Here is a 17,830-nt window from a genome sequence, read left to right as displayed (position 1 = left end):
TTTGCCGAACTTGGGAGAGGTGAACCGATGGCTGAGACATCCTACGACCTGATCGTGATTGGTGCGGGGCCGGGCGGCTATGTCGCTGCGATCCGTGGCGCGCAACTGGGCATGAAGGTCTGTATCGTCGAACGCGAGCACCTTGGTGGCATCTGCCTCAACTGGGGCTGCATCCCGACAAAAGCCATGCTGCGGTCCTCCGAAGTCTTTCACCTGATGCACCGCGCCAAGGAATTCGGTCTGAAAGCGGATGGCATCGACTACGATCTGGACGCGGTTGTGAAGCGGTCGCGCAAGGTCGCGGGGCAGCTGTCGGGTGGCATCGGCCATCTGATGAAGAAGAACAAGGTCACCGTGGTCATGGGAGAGGCGACGATCCCGTCCAGGGGCAAGGTGAGCGTCAAGACGGACAAGGGCACCGAAAACCTTACAGCCAAGAACATCGTGCTGGCCACGGGTGCACGGGCGCGCGAATTGCCGGGGCTCGAGGCCGATGGCAAACTCGTGTGGACCTACAAGCATGCGCTGCAGCCGGCGCATATGCCGAAGAAACTGCTCGTCATCGGATCAGGCGCCATCGGCATCGAATTTGCGAGCTTCTACAACACCTTGGGTGCCGACACGACCGTGGTCGAGGTGATGGATCGTGTCCTGCCTGTCGAGGACGCGGAGATTTCCGCCTTTGCCAAGAAGAGCTTTGAAAAGCAGGGCATGAAGATCATGCAAAAGGCGATGGTCAAGAAACTCGACCGGGCCAAAGACAGGGTGACGGCGCATATCGAAGTGGGCGGCAAGGTCGAGAAACACGAATTCGACACCGTCATTTCCGCGGTCGGTATCGTGGGTAACGTAGAGGGTCTGGGGCTCGAGGAGCTGGGGGTCAATATCGACCGGACCCACGTTGTGACAGACGAATACTGCCGCACAGGTGTCGATGGGCTTTATGCCATCGGAGACATCGCGGGCGCGCCGTGGCTGGCGCACAAGGCGAGCCATGAAGGCGTTATGGTTGTGGAACACATGGCTGGCAAATCGGTGCACCCGGTCAAGGCCGAAACCATCGCGGGCTGTACCTATTGCCATCCGCAAGTCGCGTCCGTTGGGTATTCGGAGGCCAAGGCCAAGGAATTGGGATACGACATCAAAGTCGGACGCTTCCCGTTCATCGGCAACGGCAAGGCGATCGCGCTTGGCGAAGAAAACGGGATGATCAAAACTATTTTCGACGCCAAGACCGGCGAACTGCTCGGTGCGCATATGATCGGTGCCGAGGTGACCGAACTGATCCAGGGCTACGTCGTCGGACGCCAGCTGGAGACGACAGAGGAAGATCTGATGCACACGGTATTCCCGCATCCCACGCTGTCCGAGATGATGCACGAAGCCGTGCTTGATGCCTACGGACAGGTTATTCACATGTAATCCGGCGGCCGCGCTGTCGCGCGACTGCTTTCATAGGCGCATTTGGCAAACGTGAGCCCGACCTTGCAGGTGCTTGACGCATTGCAAGGTCGCGACGGGCGCCCGTGTTTTACCTGCTGGACCTGCCCCTGTCGCGCTGACATAGTCCGCTCATGGTCAGTCTGAACCGGGTCGTCATGGGCCCCGCCTCGCGCAAGATGATACAACGGCTGGAGCCGAAAAAGCTGCGTGTGGCCGAGATTTCCGGCCACTACGGGGAGCAGTTCGATTTCCGCGCCTACACGCAGTTCCGCTATCCCGAATATGACATTTGTGCCGGTCCCTATCTTGACCCCGAAACCGGTAAGCCGCGCAAATTCGACCTGATCCTCGCCAATCAGGTGTGGGAGCATCTTGACCGCCCCTACACGGCGTTGCGCCACGTGCGACAGATGCTCAAAAAAGGCGGGCACTTCTGGATCGCGGTGCCTTTCTACGTGCCATTTCACGCCGCGCCGATGGACAATTCGCGCTGGTCCGCGCGTGGACTGAAGAACCTGCTGATCGAGGGCGGCTTCGAAGCGCATTTGATTGAAAGCCACCAGTGGGGCAATCGGCATGTCGCCGCGCGCAACCTCGAAGTGCAATGGCCCCCCGAGTACATCGAGGGCAAGGATGACATCACCGACGACCCCATGATGCCGGTCTGTGCCTGGGCGATCGCACAGAAAAGCTGATGCGCGGATCATGGGGGATCATATTGGCGCTGTGGGGCGCGGGTCTGGGTGCGGCTGCGCAATACGCCAAGTTCAGCGTGACATACGACCAGCTCGGGGCAGTCTATCCGCAAGCGGGCGCGGCTTTGGGATGGCTGGTATCGCTGGTTGGACTGCTTGGCATCATCCTCGGGGTTGTTGCGGGCGTTCTGGTGGCGCGGGTCGGCTATGTTTCGACCCTGATCGGGGCGCTCTGGCTGGGGGCGGCTGTGTCACTTGCGCAGGCGATGTTGCCACCGTTCGGCATTATGCTGGGTTTGCGGGCGATCGAAGGGCTGAGCCACCTCGGCCTTGTGGTGGCGGCGCCCACGCTGATCGCCCAAGTGGCGACCGAACGGCAGCGCGGACTTGCCCTTACCCTCTGGGGCACGTTTTTCGGTGTGGCCTTTGCGGTTCTGGCGTGGCTTGGGCAGCCCCTCGCACGGGTGGGCGGTGTGGGCGCGGTCTTTGCCGCTCACGGAGTTTACATGGCCGGATTTGCGCTTGTCCTCGCGCGTCATCTGCGCCGGCTGCAAACATCGCATCGTCCTGAGCGTACGTCGGCACGCGCTTTGGTGGCACGTCACGCGGCGCTTTACCGGTCACCGCAACTGGCGGCACCCGCGGCGGGCTGGCTGTTCTATACCTTCTGTTTCGTGTCGATCCTGACGGTCTTGCCACCCTATCTGGACGCTTCTTTACGGGCCTTCATCATGGGCGCGATGCCTTTGGTCAGCATCTCGGTTTCCATGACATTGGGTGTCTGGCTGCTCAGGCACTTCACGGCGGTGCGCGTTGTCATGATCGGCTTTGGCCTGTCTGCGGCCGCGATGGGCTGGCTGTGGGTGATGCCTGCGGATCCTGTTGCCTGTCTTGCCGTGGCCGCAGCGATGGGTTTGATCCAGGGGGCGACCTTTGCGGCCGTGCCGCAGTTGAACACAACCGCCGAAAGGCAGGCACAGGCGAATGGTGCCATGGCGCAGATGGGCAATCTGGGCAACACCCTCGGCACTCCGGTCATGGCGATGGCCCTCTTGAGCTTTGGCTACGCGAGCCTGCCGCTGCTGGCGGGCGCCGCGTTTCTGTTGGGCCTGTGCGTCCATCTTTGGCTGGCGCGCAAGCGTGCGCCCTTGGCCTGACGGCCCGCTATTCGGCCGGCGTATTCATGCGCGGTGTGTCAGCGGTCGCGTCCAGCCGTCTGCGCGGCAACCGTGCCCGGATCATGCGCCCCCATTCCATGAACGGGTAGAGGTAGATCATGACCGGATTTTTGTCGTGCACGCCGGTCTTCAACGCGCCCATCTCTTCCTTGCACAGACCCGGATAGTAATACGTCCCGAAAAGCGCATCCCACAGCGGCATCACATTGGCGATGTTCTTGCCATAGGCTTCGGGAATATCCGCGTGGTGCCAGCGGTGGAAAGCGGGCGATGCCAGTAACAGCTTGAAGGGACCGTGATCGAATTCGAGATCCATGTGGACGTACATGTTGTGCACCGTGCTCAGGACGACGACCACCGGGATGGCCTCGGGGATCTGTAGCCATGTCAGGGGCAGGATATAGCTGCTGGTCACGATAACGGTTTGCAGGAAATGCACACGGTAGGCCGTAAAGGCGTTCACATGGGTGTCCGAGTGATGCGCCGCGTGGGCCGGCCAGCCCCATTTCGTGTGCATCCAGCGGTGGTTCCAATAATCGACGAAATCCTTGGCCATCACCCCGATGATGCACACGATCCAAAGGGGTGTGCTGCTCCAGAATGTCTCGGGCAGGGTAGGGATCGAAAGAGCATTGTAGGCGCGCTGAGCGAAGGCGTTGATGTCGTTGTACAAAAACAGGGCGACGCCGAAATTGAAGCCACCCACGAAAAGCGTCGCCACGATGTTCTGAATGGCATGCCAGCTGAACTCGTCGCGCTTCTTGAAAAAGACGTAAGCGATCGCGCACATGGTGAAGGGCACAAGAAAGGCGTTGATGAGCAGATTGGATGTGAAAATCCGTGCTGCGAGATCCAGTGTTTCCATTTCGGTTCAATGCTCGTCTTAAAATGATTATTGTTCACGATTGCAGAGGTTTATGACGCCAGATGGGCCGAATTAAGGCAATTGCCGATCCTGAGGGTGCACGTGACAGGCTGCCGCAGGTGATGCGGATGTTGCCGTGTTCACTTCCTGTTCTTCTTTTGGCATTGGAGTTTCGGGGCAGAACGCCTATGTGTAGCGCTCTAGTTGGGGGTCCGTGATGGCTGAGCTGAAAAACATCGAAGTGCGCGGCGCGCGCGAGCACAATCTCAAGAGCATCGATGTGGATATTCCACGCGATCAGCTGGTGGTGATCACAGGTTTGTCCGGTTCGGGCAAGTCGAGCCTTGCGTTCGACACCATCTATGCCGAAGGCCAGCGGCGGTACGTTGAAAGCCTGTCGGCTTACGCGCGCCAGTTCCTTGACATGATGCAAAAGCCGGATGTCGATCACATCTCGGGGCTGTCCCCCGCGATCTCGATCGAGCAGAAGACAACGTCGAAAAACCCGCGCTCCACGGTCGGCACGGTTACGGAAATTTACGACTACATGCGGCTCTTGTTTGCCCGCGTCGGCACGCCGTATTCGCCCGCGACCGGAAAGCCCATCGAGGCGCAGCAGGTGCAGGACATGGTCGACCGGATCATGACGATGGAAGAGGGCACGCGCGCCTATCTGCTGGCCCCGATCATCCGCGACAGGAAGGGCGAATACCGCAAGGAGTTTCTGGAACTTCGCAAGCAGGGGTTCCAGCGGGTCAAGGTTGACGGCGAATTCTATGAACTTGACGAGCCGCCAACGCTCGACAAGAAGTTCCGCCATGACATCGACGTGGTCGTCGACCGGATCGTGGTGCGTGAAGGTCTGGAGACGCGTCTGGCCGACAGCCTGCGCACCGCGCTTGATCTGGCGGATGGCATCGCCATTCTGGAAACCGCACCAAGCGAAGGCGATCCCGAGCGGTATACGTTTTCTGAGAAATTCGCCTGCCCGGTGAGCGGTTTCACGATTCCCGAAATTGAACCGCGGCTGTTTTCATTCAACGCGCCTTTCGGGGCATGCCCGTCCTGTGATGGTCTGGGAAAAGAGTTGTTTTTTGACGAACGCCTTGTGGTGCCGGATCAGAACCTGAAAGTCTACGACGGGGCGCTCGCCCCATGGCGCAAGGGTAAGAGCCCTTATTTCAAACAAACCATCGAAGCCATCGCCAAGCATTTCGGGTTCAACCAGAATGCAAAGTGGAAGGACCTTGATCCGAAAATCCAGCAGGTTTTCCTGTACGGTTCGGGCAAGGAAGAGATCAAGTTCCGCTATGACGAAGGTGGCCGTGTCTATGAGGTGAGCCGCGTCTTCGAAGGCGTGATCCCCAACATGGAACGCCGCTACCGCGAAACGGACAGCAACTGGATCCGCGAAGAATTCGAACGCTACCAGAACAACCGGCCTTGCGGCACCTGCGGTGGCTACCGGCTCCGCCCCGAGGCGCTTGCCGTTCGGATCGCCGATCTGCACGTGGGACAGGTTGTCGAGATGTCCATCCGCGAGGCGTTCGACTGGTGCACAACCGTGCCCGAAGCCCTGACGGTGCAGAAGAACGAAATCGCCCGCGCGATCCTCAAGGAAATCCGCGAGCGGCTGGGCTTTTTGAACAACGTGGGCCTTGAATATCTGACGCTTTCGCGCTCCAGCGGCACCCTGAGCGGGGGCGAAAGCCAACGTATTCGTCTGGCCAGCCAGATCGGTTCCGGTTTGACAGGGGTTCTTTATGTCCTCGACGAGCCGTCCATCGGTTTGCACCAGCGCGACAACGACCGCTTGCTTTTGACGCTCAAGAACCTGCGCGACCAGGGCAACACCGTCATTGTCGTCGAACATGACGAAGAGGCGATCCGCGAGGCGGATTATGTCTTTGACATCGGTCCGGGGGCAGGCGTTCACGGAGGGCAGGTTGTGGCCCATGGCACGCCCGCGCAAATCGCCGGTAACGACAAGTCGGTCACCGGGCAGTATCTGACCGGTGTGCGCGAGATCGCGGTGCCTGCGAAGCGGCGCACGGGCAAGAAGAAGGCGATCAAGGTCGTCAAGGCGACGGGCAACAATCTGCAGAACGTCACCGCTGAATTCCCGCTTGGCAAATTTGTCTGCGTGACCGGCGTTTCGGGGGGCGGTAAATCCACCCTCACGATCGAGACATTGTTCAAAACCGCGTCGATGAACCTGAACGGGGCGCGGCAGACGCCTGCGCCGTGTGAAACGATCAAGGGTCTGGAGCATCTCGACAAGGTCATCGACATCGACCAGCGTCCAATCGGGCGGACACCCCGCTCAAACCCTGCGACCTATACCGGCGCGTTCACACCGATCCGCGACTGGTTCGCGGGTTTGCCGGAAGCGAAAGCGCGCGGCTACAAACCGGGGCGGTTCAGCTTCAACGTCAAGGGGGGCCGTTGCGAGGCCTGTCAGGGCGATGGGGTGATCAAGATCGAAATGCACTTCCTTCCGGACGTCTATGTCGAATGTGAGACTTGCAAAGGCAAACGCTACAACCGCGAAACGCTCGAAATCAAATTCAAGGGCAAGAGCATTGCCGACGTCCTTGATATGACGGTCGAAGATGCGCAGGAATTTTTTGCGGCCGTTCCGTCGATCCGCGAAAGGATGGACGCATTGATGCGCGTCGGTCTCGGTTATATCAAGGTGGGCCAGCAGGCGACGACCCTGTCGGGCGGCGAGGCGCAGCGCGTAAAGCTTTCCAAGGAGTTGAGCAAACGCGCCACCGGACGCACGCTCTATATCCTCGATGAGCCGACCACGGGTCTGCACTTCGAAGATGTGCGTAAGTTGTTGGAAGTCTTGCACGAATTGGTGGATCAGGGGAATTCGGTCGTCGTGATCGAACACAATCTCGATGTCGTTAAAACAGCCGATCATATCATCGACATCGGCCCCGAAGGCGGCGACGGGGGCGGACGTGTGGTTGCAACAGGAACGCCGGAGCAGGTGGCCGAAGTGGCCGAAAGCTATACGGGCAAGTATCTCAAACCGATGCTGAACCCCCGTAAACTGGCTGCAGAATAGCAAAAAGCCCCGCTTTCATCGGCGGGGCTTTGTTTCTTTTCGGGGCAATCGTGGCTGGGCTTTGTTGGGGCTCAGCTGCGACCGCGCTGCATCAAACGGGGCAGCATGGCGCTGAAATCCTTGCCCAAACCGTCCTCGTTCTCGACAAATTGCGCATAAAGGGCGCGGGCCAGCGCGCCCATCGGCGTATCTGCATCTGCGGCTTCGGCCGCCTGCTGGCTCAGCCCGAGATCCTTGAGCATCAGCTCGGCCGCGAACCCCGGCACATATCCATTGTCGGCGGGCGACGTGGGCCCGACGCCGGGGGCAGGGCAGTAGGCATTCATTGACCACGAATAACCCGATGACGTGCTGACCACGTCAAACATCTTTTGGCGGTCAAGGCCGAGCTTGTCAGCCAGAGCAAAGGCTTCGCAGGTGCCGATCATGGTGATGCCAAGGATCATGTTGTTACAGATTTTCGCCGCTTGACCGGCTCCGGCTGCACCGCAATGCACGGCCTTTTGGCCCATGACGTCAAACAGGGGCGCCGCCGCGGCAAAGCTGGCGTCGTCGCCACCGGCCATAAACGTGAGGGTCCCTGCAGCGGCACCGCCGATCCCGCCCGATACAGGAGCGTCGACAAAACCGATCCCCGCCGCACCGGCGTCCGCAGCGACACTCCGCGCGCTTTCAACATCGACCGTAGAGCAATCGATCAGCGTGGCACCCTTCGACATTCCGGGGATCAGCTGTGCTGCAACATCCCGCAATATCTCGCCGTTCGGCAGCATGGTGATGACAAAATCCGCACCCTTGGCGGCGTCCTCGATACTGGCACAGGGGGCAACACCCTCGGCCGTGGTGCCCGCAACGTCATACCCGCGCACGTCATGTCCTGCCTGCGCGAGATTTGCGGCCATCGGCGCGCCCATGTTCCCAAGTCCGATAAATCCGATCGTGCTGCCCATCGCGGCGGCCTCCCTTTGATTAAAGTGTCAACGCGGCCTTGCCCAACGGCTGCAGCATTTTGGAAACGGCGACGCCGGGCACATCGCGGTCTGCGAACTGCCATTTCGGCGAACGGTCCTTGTCGATGATCGCGGCCCGTATGCCTTCGATGAAATCGCCGTGCTCCATGGCGCGGGCGGTAAAGCGATACTCCAGATCCAGCGCCTTCTCCAAGGTCAGCGAAGGGCCACGCAGCCGGTGCAAGGCCTCGATGGTGCAAGCCATCGACAGCGGGCTGTTGCGCGTCATGAGCTTCAGGGTACTGCGGGCAAAATCACTTTCGTCGTGGCGCAGGGTGGTCTGAACGTCACCCAACGATGCGCCGTGGAAGTGGCTGTCTATTTCGTTCTGCATCGCGCGCATGGGACTGTCCGGCGCGGTTTGGGCAAAAGAGGCGACGGCGGCCTCAATATCGCCGCCATCCAACAGCGCAGCCTTGACGGTCTCCCACTGGTCTTCCGGGATGAACAGGTCGGCAAAGCCGGCATAAATCGCGTCGCCCGCGCCCATGCGCGCGCCGGTCGTCCCGAGATATTCGCCCAAGCGGCCGGGCGCCAGCGCCAGCATCAGCGACCCGCCGACATCGGGTATCAGACCGATACCGCACTCCGGCATCGCGATCTGGCTGCTCTCGCCCACGATCCTGTGTGAGCCATGGCAGCCGATACCCACACCGCCGCCCATGGTGAACCCCTGCAGAAAGCTCACCACGGGTTTGGGATAATGAAAAATCTTGTGGTTGAGCCGGTATTCATCCGCCCAGAATTTCTGGCCATAGGCGTAATCGCCCTGCTTGCCGGTGCGGTACAGCTCCGCGATATCGCCGCCCGAGCAAAACGCCCGATCCCCTTCGGCGTCCAGCATCACAAGGTCGATCCCTGCATCGGACCGCCACCGGTCCATCGCGGCCTCAATTGCGAGGCACATATCATAGGTCATCGCATTGAGCGCGTCTGGTCTTTGCAGGGTAATCCGCCCGGCGCGCCCTTCGGTCCTTATGTGAATGTCGCTCATCGTTGCGCCAGCATGTCGCGGGCGACGATCACACGCATGATCTCGTTGGTCCCTTCGAGGATCTGGTGCACACGCAGGTCGCGTACCAGTTTTTCAATGCCGTAATCCGCCAGATAGCCATAGCCGCCATGTAGTTGCAGACATTGATCGACAACCTTGCTGCCGGTTTCGGTGACCAGTTTCTTGGCCATCGCGCAGAACTTTGTGGCGTCCGGCGCGCCGGTATCCAGCTTCCAGGCAGCCTGTCGCAGGAAAGTGCGGGCGGCCTGCAATTCGATTTCCATATCGGCAAGCCTGAACTGGAGCCCTTGGAACTGGTCGATCGATTTGCCGAAGGCCTTGCGCTCACCCATATAGGCCAACGTGGCATTCAGCCCAGCCTGCGCAGCCCCCAGCGAGCAGGCCGCGATATTGAGCCGCCCGCCGTCCAGACCCTTCATCGCGTATTTGAAACCCTGACCTTCTTCCCCGATCAGGTTGTTCGACGCCACGTGACAGTCGTCAAACTGCACCTGGGCCGTGGGCTGGCTGCGCCACCCCATCTTGTCTTCAAGCCCGCCAAAGGACAAACCGGCCGTGCCGTCCTCGACATAAACCGCAGATACACCCGACGCACCGGTGTCATCCGTGCGCACCATACAGACATAGGCATCCGAATACCCGCCACCGGAAATGAACGCCTTTGTTCCGTTCAGGGTATAGCCCGCGTTGGTCCTGTCAGCGCGGGTCTTCAACGCGGCCGCGTCCGAACCGGATCCCGGCTCGGTCAGACAATAACTCAGAACCGTGCGCATGCTCAGAACATCGTCCATGACACGCGATTTGAAAGGGCCGTCGGCAAAACTGTCGATCATTTTCGCGCACATGTTGTGAATCGACAGGAACGCTGCGACAGAAGGGCAGGCCATCGAGAGCGCTTCGAACACGAGTGTCGCATCGAGACGGCTCAAACCCGCACCGCCCGCCTCTTCGGATACGTAAAGCCCACCAAAACCCAATTCGGCAATCTGCGGCCAAAGGGATTTAGGGATCGTACCCTCACGCTCCCAGGTCTGCGCATGGGGCGCGATGTTGTCCTGCCCGAATGCGTAGGCCATATCAAAAATCGCCGTCTGTTCCTCGCTCAGCGCAAAGTCCATTTCATTCTCCCGACCCTATGATTCACCGGCTTCTAGTCGCAAAACCTTGCGAGAGTTTTGCAGCCATTCGACCCCCGCTGGTGTCGCACATGCCTGCGCAGCCTTGCTTCATCTTGCTCTTAAACTCAATCCCGCAGGCGCTGCATGGTCCAACGCCTGCGGGGGGCGGGCTATTCCATGACCGGAATTGAGAATTCGCCGCCTTCCTTGATCCCCGAAGGCCAGCGTGCCGTGACGGTTTTGGTTCTGGTGTAGAATTTGAACGCATCGGGGCCGTGCTGGTTCAAGTCTCCGAATACGGATTTCTTCCAGCCGCCAAAGGTGTGATAGGCAAGCGGCACGGGGATGGGGACATTGATGCCCACCATGCCGATATTGATCCGGTTGGCGAAATCGCGGGCCGCGTCGCCGTCACGGGTAAAGATTGCCGTACCGTTGCCGTACTCGTGGTCCATCGCTAATCCGAGCGCTTCTTCGTAGGTCTGCGCCCGCACGCAAGTGAGGACCGGCCCAAAGATTTCCTGCGTATAGATATCCATGTCCTTCGTCGCACGGTCGAAGAGGTGGGGCCCGACGAAATATCCGTCCTCGTATCCCTGTAGCTTGAAATCGCGCCCGTCGACGACCAGTTCCGCGCCCTGATCGATGCCCGTCTGGACCAGCCGTTCGATATTGGCTTTGGCCGCACCCGTGACAACGGGTCCGTAGTCCACGTCATTACCGGCTGTATACGGGCCCACCTTCAGCTTTTCGATCCGCGGCACCAGCTTTTCGATCAATCTGTCCGCGGTCTCGTCACCGACCGGAACGGCAACCGAGATCGCCATGCACCGCTCTCCCGCCGCGCCATAGCCGGCCCCGACGAGCGCGTCCGCGGCCTGATCCATATCGGCATCGGGCATGATGATCATATGGTTCTTGGCACCACCGAAACACTGGACACGCTTGCCCTGTGCGCAGCCCGTGGCATAGATATACTCCGCAATCGGGGTCGATCCGACGAACCCCACCGACTGGATCACCTCGTCGTACAAAATGGCATCAACGGCTTCCTTGTCCCCGTTCACCACCTGCATGATGCCTTTGGGCAGACCGGCTTCTTCCAGCAATTCCGCCAACATCAGGGGCACGGAAGGGTCGCGTTCGGAGGGTTTGAGGATAAAGGCGTTGCCGCATGCGATGGCAGGCGCGCACATCCACATCGGTATCATCGCCGGAAAGTTGAAAGGCGTTATGCCCGCCGTCACGCCCAGGGCCTGCCGCATGGAATACATGTCGATGCCCGGACCGGCGCTGTCGGTGTATTCGCCTTTCAACAGTTGCGGGGCCCCGATGCAGTATTCGACAACTTCCAGCCCGCGTTGCACGTCACCGGCCGCATCCGGCAACGTCTTTCCGTGCTCGCGGCTCAATGCCTCGGCGAGCTTGTCCATGTCACGGTTCAGCAGGTCGACGAACTTCATCATCACCCGCGCGCGCCGCTGCGGGTTCGTTGCGGCCCATGCCGGTTGGGCGGCCTGCGCATAGGCTACGGCCTGCTGCAACTCTTCCTTCGACGCCAGCGGGCACTTGGCCTGAACTTCGCCTGTTGCGGGGTTCATCACATCGGCAAACCGGCCCGATGTGCCTTTGACATGTTCGCCGTTGAGGTAATGGGTAAGCTCTTGCATGGCAGTCTCCTGATCAGTGTTCCCGCGCAGCTTAGTCTTGCAAAAACGCGCTTGGTAGGGGCAAGGTATCAAAATCGTTTTGCATTTCTGCAAAGCGCGAGGAGTATCGGACCAATATGATGCCCAACGTATACACATCGCAACGATACGCGCGGTTCCTTGCGTAACTGGGATGACATGCGGCTGTTTCTGGCCGTCGCCCGCGAGCAAAGCCTGTCTGGTGCGGGCAAGCTCTTGCGGCTCGATCCGGCGACCCTCGGGCGCCGCATGGCGCGGCTCGAGGCCGACATGCAGGCGGCGCTTTTTGTCAAATCACCGCAGGGTTATATGCTGACGCCCGCAGGTGCGCTGTTGCTCGAGCGGGCCGCCGCAGCGGAACAGGCGATGCGCTCCGCGACTGCGGGGGTGTCGGATGCGGGCGAGGGGCTCTCCGGCCAGATCAGGCTCGGCGCGCCGGATGGCTGTGCCAATTTCGTCCTGCCACAGGTGTGCGCCGGTATCGCCGCGGAAAATCCCGACCTCGATATCCAGATTGTGGCATTACCGCGGGTGTTCAACCTGTCACGTCGCGAAGCGGATATGGCCATCGGGGTGAGCGCGCCGACCGCGGGGCGGTTGGTGGTGCGCCAGATCACCCGGTATCATCTGCATCTCGCCGCCGCCCAGGATTATCTGGAAAAGGCGCCGCCCTTGAAAACTGCCGCCGATCTCGGCGCCCATCGGCTGGTCGGCTATATTCCGGACATGATTTTTGATCGCGAACTCGATTATCTGGACGCATTGGGGGCAGGGCGGGTGCCGCTGGCATCAAACTCCGTTTCGGTTCAGGTGAACATGATCCGGCAAGGCGCGGGCGTGGGGGTCGTTCATGACTTCAGCCTGCCATTCGCACCCGGTGTCACGCGGGTTTTGCAAGACAGCGTCAGCCTCACACGCGCGTTCTACCTCATCCGGCACGCCGACGATGCAGGCAATCTGCGCCTCGCGCGGTTTGCCGACGCGCTGGCGGCCGGGGTGCGCGCCGAAGTCGGCCGACTTGAAGCACACGCTTGACACGAAGGGCCGTCGTGGAGGACGCTGAAGAGACCTCAGCAGCCATCATAGGAGGATGATCAATGTTGGTGTCGCAAATCCTCAATTCCAAGGACAGTGACAAGGTTGTCACCGCCGGTCCCGATCTGACGATCGCGGGGGCCACGGCGATGCTGTCCGAGCGGCGTATCGGGACGATTGTCATATCTGCAAATGGTGAAACACCCGACGGTATCCTGTCGGAACGCGATATCGTGCGCGAACTGGGAAAGCAGGGGGCCGCGTGCCTGACCGATCAGGTCACTGGCATCATGACCCGCAAGCTGATCACCTGCAGCCGCGATACGACCGCAGAACAGGTGATGTCGCAGATGACCGAAGGCCGGTTCCGTCACATGCCCGTTCTGCACGAGGGCAAACTGGTCGGGCTGATTTCGCTCGGCGATGTCGTCAAGGCGCGTCTGTCCGAACTGGCGATGGAAAAGGACGCGCTCGAGGGCATGATCCGCGGCCACTGACACTGCGTCAGACACATGCATCGCTTGCATCCAAAGCGGTGGCATGATTGCCTGCGCGCAATTACGAGACGTTGAAAGGACCGCCTCATGCGCGTTGGCCTCTATCCCGGCACCTTCGATCCTATCACATTGGGTCACATCGATATCATTCGCCGTGCGGGAACGCTGGTCGACAAACTGGTCATCGGTGTCGCGATCAACCGGGACAAAGGTCCGCTCTTCACGCTCGAGGAAAGGGTCGCCCTGATCGAGGCCGAATGCGAGGCGCTGGCCCGCGAAATCGGGATCGAGATCGTCGCCCATCCGTTCGAGAACCTGTTGATCGACTGCGCCCGCGATGTGGGTGCGGGCCTGATCATCCGCGGCCTGCGGGCGGTGGCCGACTTTGAGTACGAGTACCAGATGGTCGGGATGAACCGGCAGCTCGATACCTCCATCGAGACGGTTTTTCTCATGGCCGAAGCCCAGCATCAGGCGATTGCGAGCAAGCTGGTCAAAGAAATCGCGCGCTTGGGCGGCGATGTCAGCAAATTTGTCCCGCCCCGCGTCAACGACGAGCTGCGCGCGCGTTTCGACTGAATGGCAGGGCCGGGGGCTGGACCTGCAGGCCAGTGGCACCTGTCACTGTATCTTGATCCAAAGTGGCATCTGGCGCCCTTGCCGATGGGGGAGTGACCGAAGCTGTCCCGCTTCGGATGGTCCATTTCTCCCACGGCACCGGGCGCGGGACACGAGCAAAGCCTGATCTGATACCTTTTAACGCGCCCGCCCCATCAGCGTTGCCACATCCAACATCCGGTTGGAAAATCCCCATTCATTGTCGTACCACGCCAGCACACGGGCCAGCGTGCCCTGCTGCACCGATGTCTGGTCGGTCGCAAAAATCAGGCTTCTGGGGTCGTGATTGAAATCGATGGACACAAGGGGCCGGTCCGTCAATCCGAAGACCGAGGGCATCTGCAGGGCCGCGCGGGCCATTTCATCGTTGATATCCTGCGGGGTCATGGGGCGGCGCAGCTCAACAACCAGATCGATGCAGGACACGTTGGGCGCGGGCACCCTGATGGCGGTTCCGGTAATTGCGCCCTTAAGGTGCGGCAGAATCAGCCCCATCGTCCGGGCGGCGCCCGTCGTGGTGGGGATCATGGACAATCCGGCGGCACGCCCGCGGTGCAGATCGTCATGCGGCGCATCGTGGAGAGGCTGATTTCCGGTATAGCTGTGCACGGTGGTCATGTGCCCGCGCACCACGCCGAAGGCCTCATCAAGCCGGTGCACAAGCGGTGCAAGGCCATTTGTCGTGCAGGACGCGTTTGAGAGAATGACATCATCGGCCGTGATCGTGTTGTCATTCACGCCGACGACAATGGCCTTCATCTCGCCCTTTGCGGGGGCTGACAGCAACACCTTGTCACTGCCATTGCGCAAATGCCGGCTGGCGTCCGGGGGGGCAGTGAAACGGCCGGTACATTCAAGCGCGATATCGACATCTGCCCAGTTCAGGGCTTCTGGCCTTTCCAAATGGCTCATGCGGATGGGGCCCGTACCGGGTTCAATGCATTCGCCTTCCACCTCAACCCGATGACCCAGCCGGCCGTGGACGCTGTCGAACTCCAGCAGGTGGGCGAGCGTCGCCGTCGGGGCAGGGTCGTTGATCGCCACCACCCGCAGATCATCCCCGCCACGCGCCAACAGTGCGCGCAAAATGCCACGCCCGATGCGTCCAAAACCGTTGATGCCAAGAGTGGTGGTCATGGGGTCACCCATAATTTGATCAAATTATGCGATCAAGATGGGCAAAGGCGCGCAGCTGTCAACCGATAGCGCCGCGTCCTAGCGCCAGAAAGCAATCCATTCGATCAGTTCCGACAGCTTCTTGCCCAGAAAAATCAGGTGTTCCGTGCCATAGAAATAGCCGTCGATGAAGATGGCAAGCAGGATGAAAAACCCAAGCACCAGTGCAATCCGGTTTGTCATCGCAATCTCCTGTGTGCCCGACCCGCCCCCATCTAGGGCAGGCCGGTATCAGAAGTCTAGAGCCGACCCATCGCCACGGCCACATCGGCCATCCGTACGGAAAACGCCCATTCATTGTCGTACCAGGCCAGAACACGCACGGTGCGGTCTGCGACCACAATCGTCTGGTCCGGCGCAAAGATGCAGCTTTCCTCGGTGTGATTGAAATCAATCGAAACTTTCTGGTCCGGATCGTAGGCCATGACCCGTGACATGTACCCGCCAGCGGCGGCCTTGGCGGCAGCGTTGATTTCTTCGACGGTGACATCGCGCGACGCGGTAAAGGTCAAGTCTACGGCGCTGACATTCGGGGTAGGCACACGCATTGCCGTGCCATCAAGTTTGCCCTTGAGCGCTGGCAGCACCTCGCCCAGAGCCTTGGCAGCGCCTGTGGAGGTCGGGATCAGGGCCATCGCGGCCGCGCGCGCGCGGTACAGATCGTCGTGGCGCCGGTCCAGCGTTGGCTGGTCGCCGGTATAGCTATGGATGGTCGTCATCAGGCCGCTCTCGATGCCCACCGCTTCGTGCATCACGCGCGCCAGAGGGGCCAGGCAGTTTGTCGTGCAAGATCCGTTGGAGATCATGGTATCGCTGGCCAGAAGCTGGTCATCGTTGACCCCGAAAACGATTGTGCGGTCGACATTCTTGCCCGGTGCCGACAGCAGGACCTTGCGTGCGCCCTGTTCGATGTGCTGGCTGGCCAGAACGCCATCGTTGAAGTTGCCGGTACATTCCAGGACAACGTCGCAGCCGGTCCAGTCCAGTTCATCCATCTTGTAGGTCGACATGACCTCGATATCGCGTTGGCCCAGATTGAGCGTACCATCGCCCACGCTGACGGTGCCGGGAAAGCGGCCATGCACGCTGTCGTATTTGATCAGATGCGCGGCGGTTTCCAGCGGCCCCGTCGCGTTCAGTTTGACCACTTCGATGTCATCACGGCCCGATTGGGCGATGTGCGACAGGGTGCAACGGCCGATCCTGCCGAAACCGTTGATGCCGACTTTGATGGTCATGGGATGCTCCGTAATGCCTGACTTTGTGCCTGCTATAGACAGGTGCGGTGTGGGTGTGCCAGCCGCAAAGCGATGTTAGCGCCCATATGTTAGCGTTAAATCAATCGGTTAGCGGTAACGGCGTGGCCCGCGTGCGACAAATTGGCAATCTGGGCGCGACGACCTAGCTTTGGCGCAACGCAAAGGAGAACAATATGAGCGGTTTGATTGCTCTACTCGACGATGTGGCAGCCATTGCCAAAGTGGCGGCCTCGTCGATTGACGATGTCATCGGCCAGGCGACCAAAGCCAGCGCCAAGGCGGCCGGCGCCGTGATCGACGACGCCGCCGTGACCCCGAAATACGTGCAAGGCTTTGAAGCCGATCGCGAATTGCCGATCATCTGGCGGATCACCAAAGGATCGCTGCGCAACAAATTGGTGTTCTTGTTGCCTGCCGGACTTGCCCTGTCGGCATTTGCGCCCTGGCTTATTGCGCCCCTGCTGATGCTGGGGGGTGCGTATCTCTGTTTCGAGGGGGCGGAGAAAGTTGCCCATGTTCTGGGCTGGAGCCACGGGCACGAAGATCACCCCGGTGACAAGACCGTGCCGGATGACCCGTCAAAGCTGGAGGAAGAAAAGGCGAAAGGCGCGATCAAGACAGATTTCATCCTGTCAGCCGAAATCATGACCATCGCGCTGTCCGCCATTCCGGAAAGCAACTTCTGGATGGAAGCGGCCACGTTGGCCGCCGTCGCCATTCTGATCACGGTGGCGGTCTACGGATCCGTTGCCCTGATCGTAAAGATGGACGATCTCGGCCTTGCGATGGCAAATGGCGGGCGGCTGTCCGCGACCCGCGCCGTCGGGCGTGGTCTGGTCAAGGGCATGCCCGGATTTCTGAAATTACTCACGATTGTGGGCACCGCCGCAATGCTCTGGGTGGGCGGTTCGATCATCGTTCATGGTCTTGAAGAGTTGGGCTTCGGTGCACTGGGGCATCTGATCCATGATGCCGCCTATGCGGTCGGTCATGCTGTGCCCGCGGCCCTCGAAGGGTTTGCGGAATGGTTTACCAAGGCTGCGATTGATGGCGTGTTCGGTCTGGCGCTTGGCATGGTGTTGATCCCCCTCGGTGAAAAGGTCGTCACGCCAATCTGGCGTGCCGTATTCCACCGCGGCAAGACCGCACACGCCTGA

16 protein-coding genes are annotated in these 17,830 nt (G+C 60.3%); 8 read left to right on the top strand and 8 right to left on the bottom strand.

The features are described from left to right. The first annotated feature begins 27 nt into the window (after positions 1-27). From lpdA to K3756_RS09835, 3 genes are all read left to right on the top strand, one after another. Positions 28-1,422 carry a dihydrolipoyl dehydrogenase gene (gene lpdA / locus K3756_RS09845; protein ID WP_259987007.1) on the top strand — a complete coding sequence of 465 codons (1,395 nt, stop codon included), beginning with the start codon at positions 28-30 and terminating at the stop codon, positions 1,420-1,422. A 152-nt stretch (positions 1,423-1,574) separates the two neighbouring features. Continuing rightward, entirely contained in the window at positions 1,575-2,138 is a 564-nt protein-coding gene (locus K3756_RS09840) for a class I SAM-dependent methyltransferase (protein WP_259987006.1), read from the top strand. Continuing rightward, complete coding sequence (locus tag K3756_RS09835) at positions 2,138-3,295, top strand: MFS transporter (protein WP_259987005.1); 1,158 nt, start codon at positions 2,138-2,140, stop codon at positions 3,293-3,295. Before K3756_RS09840 ends, K3756_RS09835 begins: the two co-directional genes overlap by 1 nt. Before the next feature lie 7 nt (positions 3,296-3,302). Here K3756_RS09835 and K3756_RS09830 read toward each other — a convergent pair whose 3' ends face one another. Beyond that, the gene (locus K3756_RS09830) at positions 3,303-4,181 is read right to left on the bottom strand and encodes a sterol desaturase family protein (protein WP_259987004.1); all 879 of its coding nucleotides are present in this window, start codon (positions 4,179-4,181) and stop codon (positions 3,303-3,305) included. A 217-nt stretch (positions 4,182-4,398) separates the two neighbouring features. On the opposite strand from K3756_RS09830, the gene uvrA reads away from it, so the two are divergent. Then, positions 4,399-7,257, top strand: coding sequence for an excinuclease ABC subunit UvrA (gene uvrA / locus K3756_RS09825; protein ID WP_259987002.1), 2,859 nt, complete (start codon positions 4,399-4,401; stop codon positions 7,255-7,257). Between the two features lie 71 nt (positions 7,258-7,328). Here uvrA and mmsB read toward each other — a convergent pair whose 3' ends face one another. The 4 genes from mmsB to K3756_RS09805 all read right to left on the bottom strand — a co-directional run bounded on the left by mmsB (position 7,329) and on the right by K3756_RS09805 (position 12,070). After that, positions 7,329-8,207: a 3-hydroxyisobutyrate dehydrogenase gene (mmsB, locus tag K3756_RS09820; RefSeq protein WP_259987001.1), complete on the bottom strand. Its 879-nt coding sequence runs from the start codon at positions 8,205-8,207 to the stop codon at positions 7,329-7,331. A gap of 19 nt (positions 8,208-8,226) precedes the next feature. Then, the gene (locus tag K3756_RS09815) at positions 8,227-9,261 is read right to left on the bottom strand and encodes an enoyl-CoA hydratase/isomerase family protein (RefSeq protein ID WP_259987000.1); all 1,035 of its coding nucleotides are present in this window, start codon (positions 9,259-9,261) and stop codon (positions 8,227-8,229) included. Next, positions 9,258-10,400 carry an acyl-CoA dehydrogenase family protein gene (locus K3756_RS09810; RefSeq protein WP_259986999.1) on the bottom strand — a complete coding sequence of 381 codons (1,143 nt, stop codon included), beginning with the start codon at positions 10,398-10,400 and terminating at the stop codon, positions 9,258-9,260. Before K3756_RS09810 ends, K3756_RS09815 begins: the two co-directional genes overlap by 4 nt. Before the next feature lie 170 nt (positions 10,401-10,570). After that, positions 10,571-12,070, bottom strand: a complete 1,500-nt coding sequence (locus tag K3756_RS09805; RefSeq protein WP_259986998.1) for a CoA-acylating methylmalonate-semialdehyde dehydrogenase — start codon at positions 12,068-12,070, stop codon at positions 10,571-10,573. Positions 12,071-12,247: 177 nt separating this feature from the next. Between K3756_RS09805 and K3756_RS09800 the strand changes: the two genes are divergently transcribed. From K3756_RS09800 to coaD, 3 genes are all read left to right on the top strand, one after another. Continuing rightward, positions 12,248-13,123 (top strand): LysR family transcriptional regulator, encoded by an 876-nt coding sequence (locus K3756_RS09800; protein ID WP_259993533.1) that lies wholly within the window; start codon positions 12,248-12,250, stop codon positions 13,121-13,123. Positions 13,124-13,185: 62 nt separating this feature from the next. Then, positions 13,186-13,620, top strand: a complete 435-nt coding sequence (locus K3756_RS09795; protein ID WP_259986997.1) for a CBS domain-containing protein — start codon at positions 13,186-13,188, stop codon at positions 13,618-13,620. An 87-nt stretch (positions 13,621-13,707) separates the two neighbouring features. Then, positions 13,708-14,199 carry a pantetheine-phosphate adenylyltransferase gene (coaD, locus tag K3756_RS09790; protein ID WP_259986996.1) on the top strand — a complete coding sequence of 164 codons (492 nt, stop codon included), beginning with the start codon at positions 13,708-13,710 and terminating at the stop codon, positions 14,197-14,199. Between the two features lie 177 nt (positions 14,200-14,376). Here the strand turns inward: coaD and K3756_RS09785 are convergent, their stop codons facing one another. The 3 genes from K3756_RS09785 to gap all read right to left on the bottom strand — a co-directional run bounded on the left by K3756_RS09785 (position 14,377) and on the right by gap (position 16,652). Further along, positions 14,377-15,375 carry a type I glyceraldehyde-3-phosphate dehydrogenase gene (locus K3756_RS09785; RefSeq protein WP_259986995.1) on the bottom strand — a complete coding sequence of 333 codons (999 nt, stop codon included), beginning with the start codon at positions 15,373-15,375 and terminating at the stop codon, positions 14,377-14,379. 78 nt (positions 15,376-15,453) lie between these two features. Beyond that, the gene (locus tag K3756_RS09780) at positions 15,454-15,597 is read right to left on the bottom strand and encodes a hypothetical protein (protein WP_259986993.1); all 144 of its coding nucleotides are present in this window, start codon (positions 15,595-15,597) and stop codon (positions 15,454-15,456) included. 56 nt (positions 15,598-15,653) lie between these two features. Then, positions 15,654-16,652 carry a type I glyceraldehyde-3-phosphate dehydrogenase gene (gene gap / locus K3756_RS09775; protein WP_259986992.1) on the bottom strand — a complete coding sequence of 333 codons (999 nt, stop codon included), beginning with the start codon at positions 16,650-16,652 and terminating at the stop codon, positions 15,654-15,656. A gap of 194 nt (positions 16,653-16,846) precedes the next feature. On the opposite strand from gap, the gene K3756_RS09770 reads away from it, so the two are divergent. Next, positions 16,847-17,830 (top strand): DUF808 domain-containing protein, encoded by a 984-nt coding sequence (locus K3756_RS09770; RefSeq protein WP_259986991.1) that lies wholly within the window; start codon positions 16,847-16,849, stop codon positions 17,828-17,830.

Origin of the sequence: Sulfitobacter sp. S190 (assembly GCF_025141935.1) — a bacterium.
In the GTDB taxonomy this organism is placed as follows: domain Bacteria; phylum Pseudomonadota; class Alphaproteobacteria; order Rhodobacterales; family Rhodobacteraceae; genus Sulfitobacter.
This window is presented reverse-complemented; position numbering and strand designations above follow the sequence as displayed.

What these genes read in the sequence shown, in the direction of transcription:
- K3756_RS09780 (WP_259986993.1), bottom strand. Translation starts at nt 15,597, where the DNA reads ATGACAAACCGGATTGCACTGGTGCTTGGGTTTTTCATCCTGCTTGCC.
- K3756_RS09805 (WP_259986998.1), bottom strand. Translation starts at nt 12,070, where the DNA reads ATGCAAGAGCTTACCCATTACCTCAACGGCGAACATGTCAAAGGCACA.
- K3756_RS09810 (WP_259986999.1), bottom strand. Translation starts at nt 10,400, where the DNA reads ATGGACTTTGCGCTGAGCGAGGAACAGACGGCGATTTTTGATATGGCC.
- K3756_RS09785 (WP_259986995.1), bottom strand. Translation starts at nt 15,375, where the DNA reads ATGACCACCACTCTTGGCATCAACGGTTTTGGACGCATCGGGCGTGGC.
- coaD (WP_259986996.1), top strand. Translation starts at nt 13,708, where the DNA reads ATGCGCGTTGGCCTCTATCCCGGCACCTTCGATCCTATCACATTGGGT.
- K3756_RS09840 (WP_259987006.1), top strand. Translation starts at nt 1,575, where the DNA reads ATGGTCAGTCTGAACCGGGTCGTCATGGGCCCCGCCTCGCGCAAGATG.
- gap (WP_259986992.1), bottom strand. Translation starts at nt 16,652, where the DNA reads ATGACCATCAAAGTCGGCATCAACGGTTTCGGCAGGATCGGCCGTTGC.
- K3756_RS09800 (WP_259993533.1), top strand. Translation starts at nt 12,248, where the DNA reads ATGCGGCTGTTTCTGGCCGTCGCCCGCGAGCAAAGCCTGTCTGGTGCG.
- K3756_RS09815 (WP_259987000.1), bottom strand. Translation starts at nt 9,261, where the DNA reads ATGAGCGACATTCACATAAGGACCGAAGGGCGCGCCGGGCGGATTACC.
- K3756_RS09770 (WP_259986991.1), top strand. Translation starts at nt 16,847, where the DNA reads ATGAGCGGTTTGATTGCTCTACTCGACGATGTGGCAGCCATTGCCAAA.
- K3756_RS09795 (WP_259986997.1), top strand. Translation starts at nt 13,186, where the DNA reads ATGTTGGTGTCGCAAATCCTCAATTCCAAGGACAGTGACAAGGTTGTC.
- uvrA (WP_259987002.1), top strand. Translation starts at nt 4,399, where the DNA reads ATGGCTGAGCTGAAAAACATCGAAGTGCGCGGCGCGCGCGAGCACAAT.
- K3756_RS09835 (WP_259987005.1), top strand. Translation starts at nt 2,138, where the DNA reads ATGCGCGGATCATGGGGGATCATATTGGCGCTGTGGGGCGCGGGTCTG.
- mmsB (WP_259987001.1), bottom strand. Translation starts at nt 8,207, where the DNA reads ATGGGCAGCACGATCGGATTTATCGGACTTGGGAACATGGGCGCGCCG.
- K3756_RS09830 (WP_259987004.1), bottom strand. Translation starts at nt 4,181, where the DNA reads ATGGAAACACTGGATCTCGCAGCACGGATTTTCACATCCAATCTGCTC.
- lpdA (WP_259987007.1), top strand. Translation starts at nt 28, where the DNA reads ATGGCTGAGACATCCTACGACCTGATCGTGATTGGTGCGGGGCCGGGC.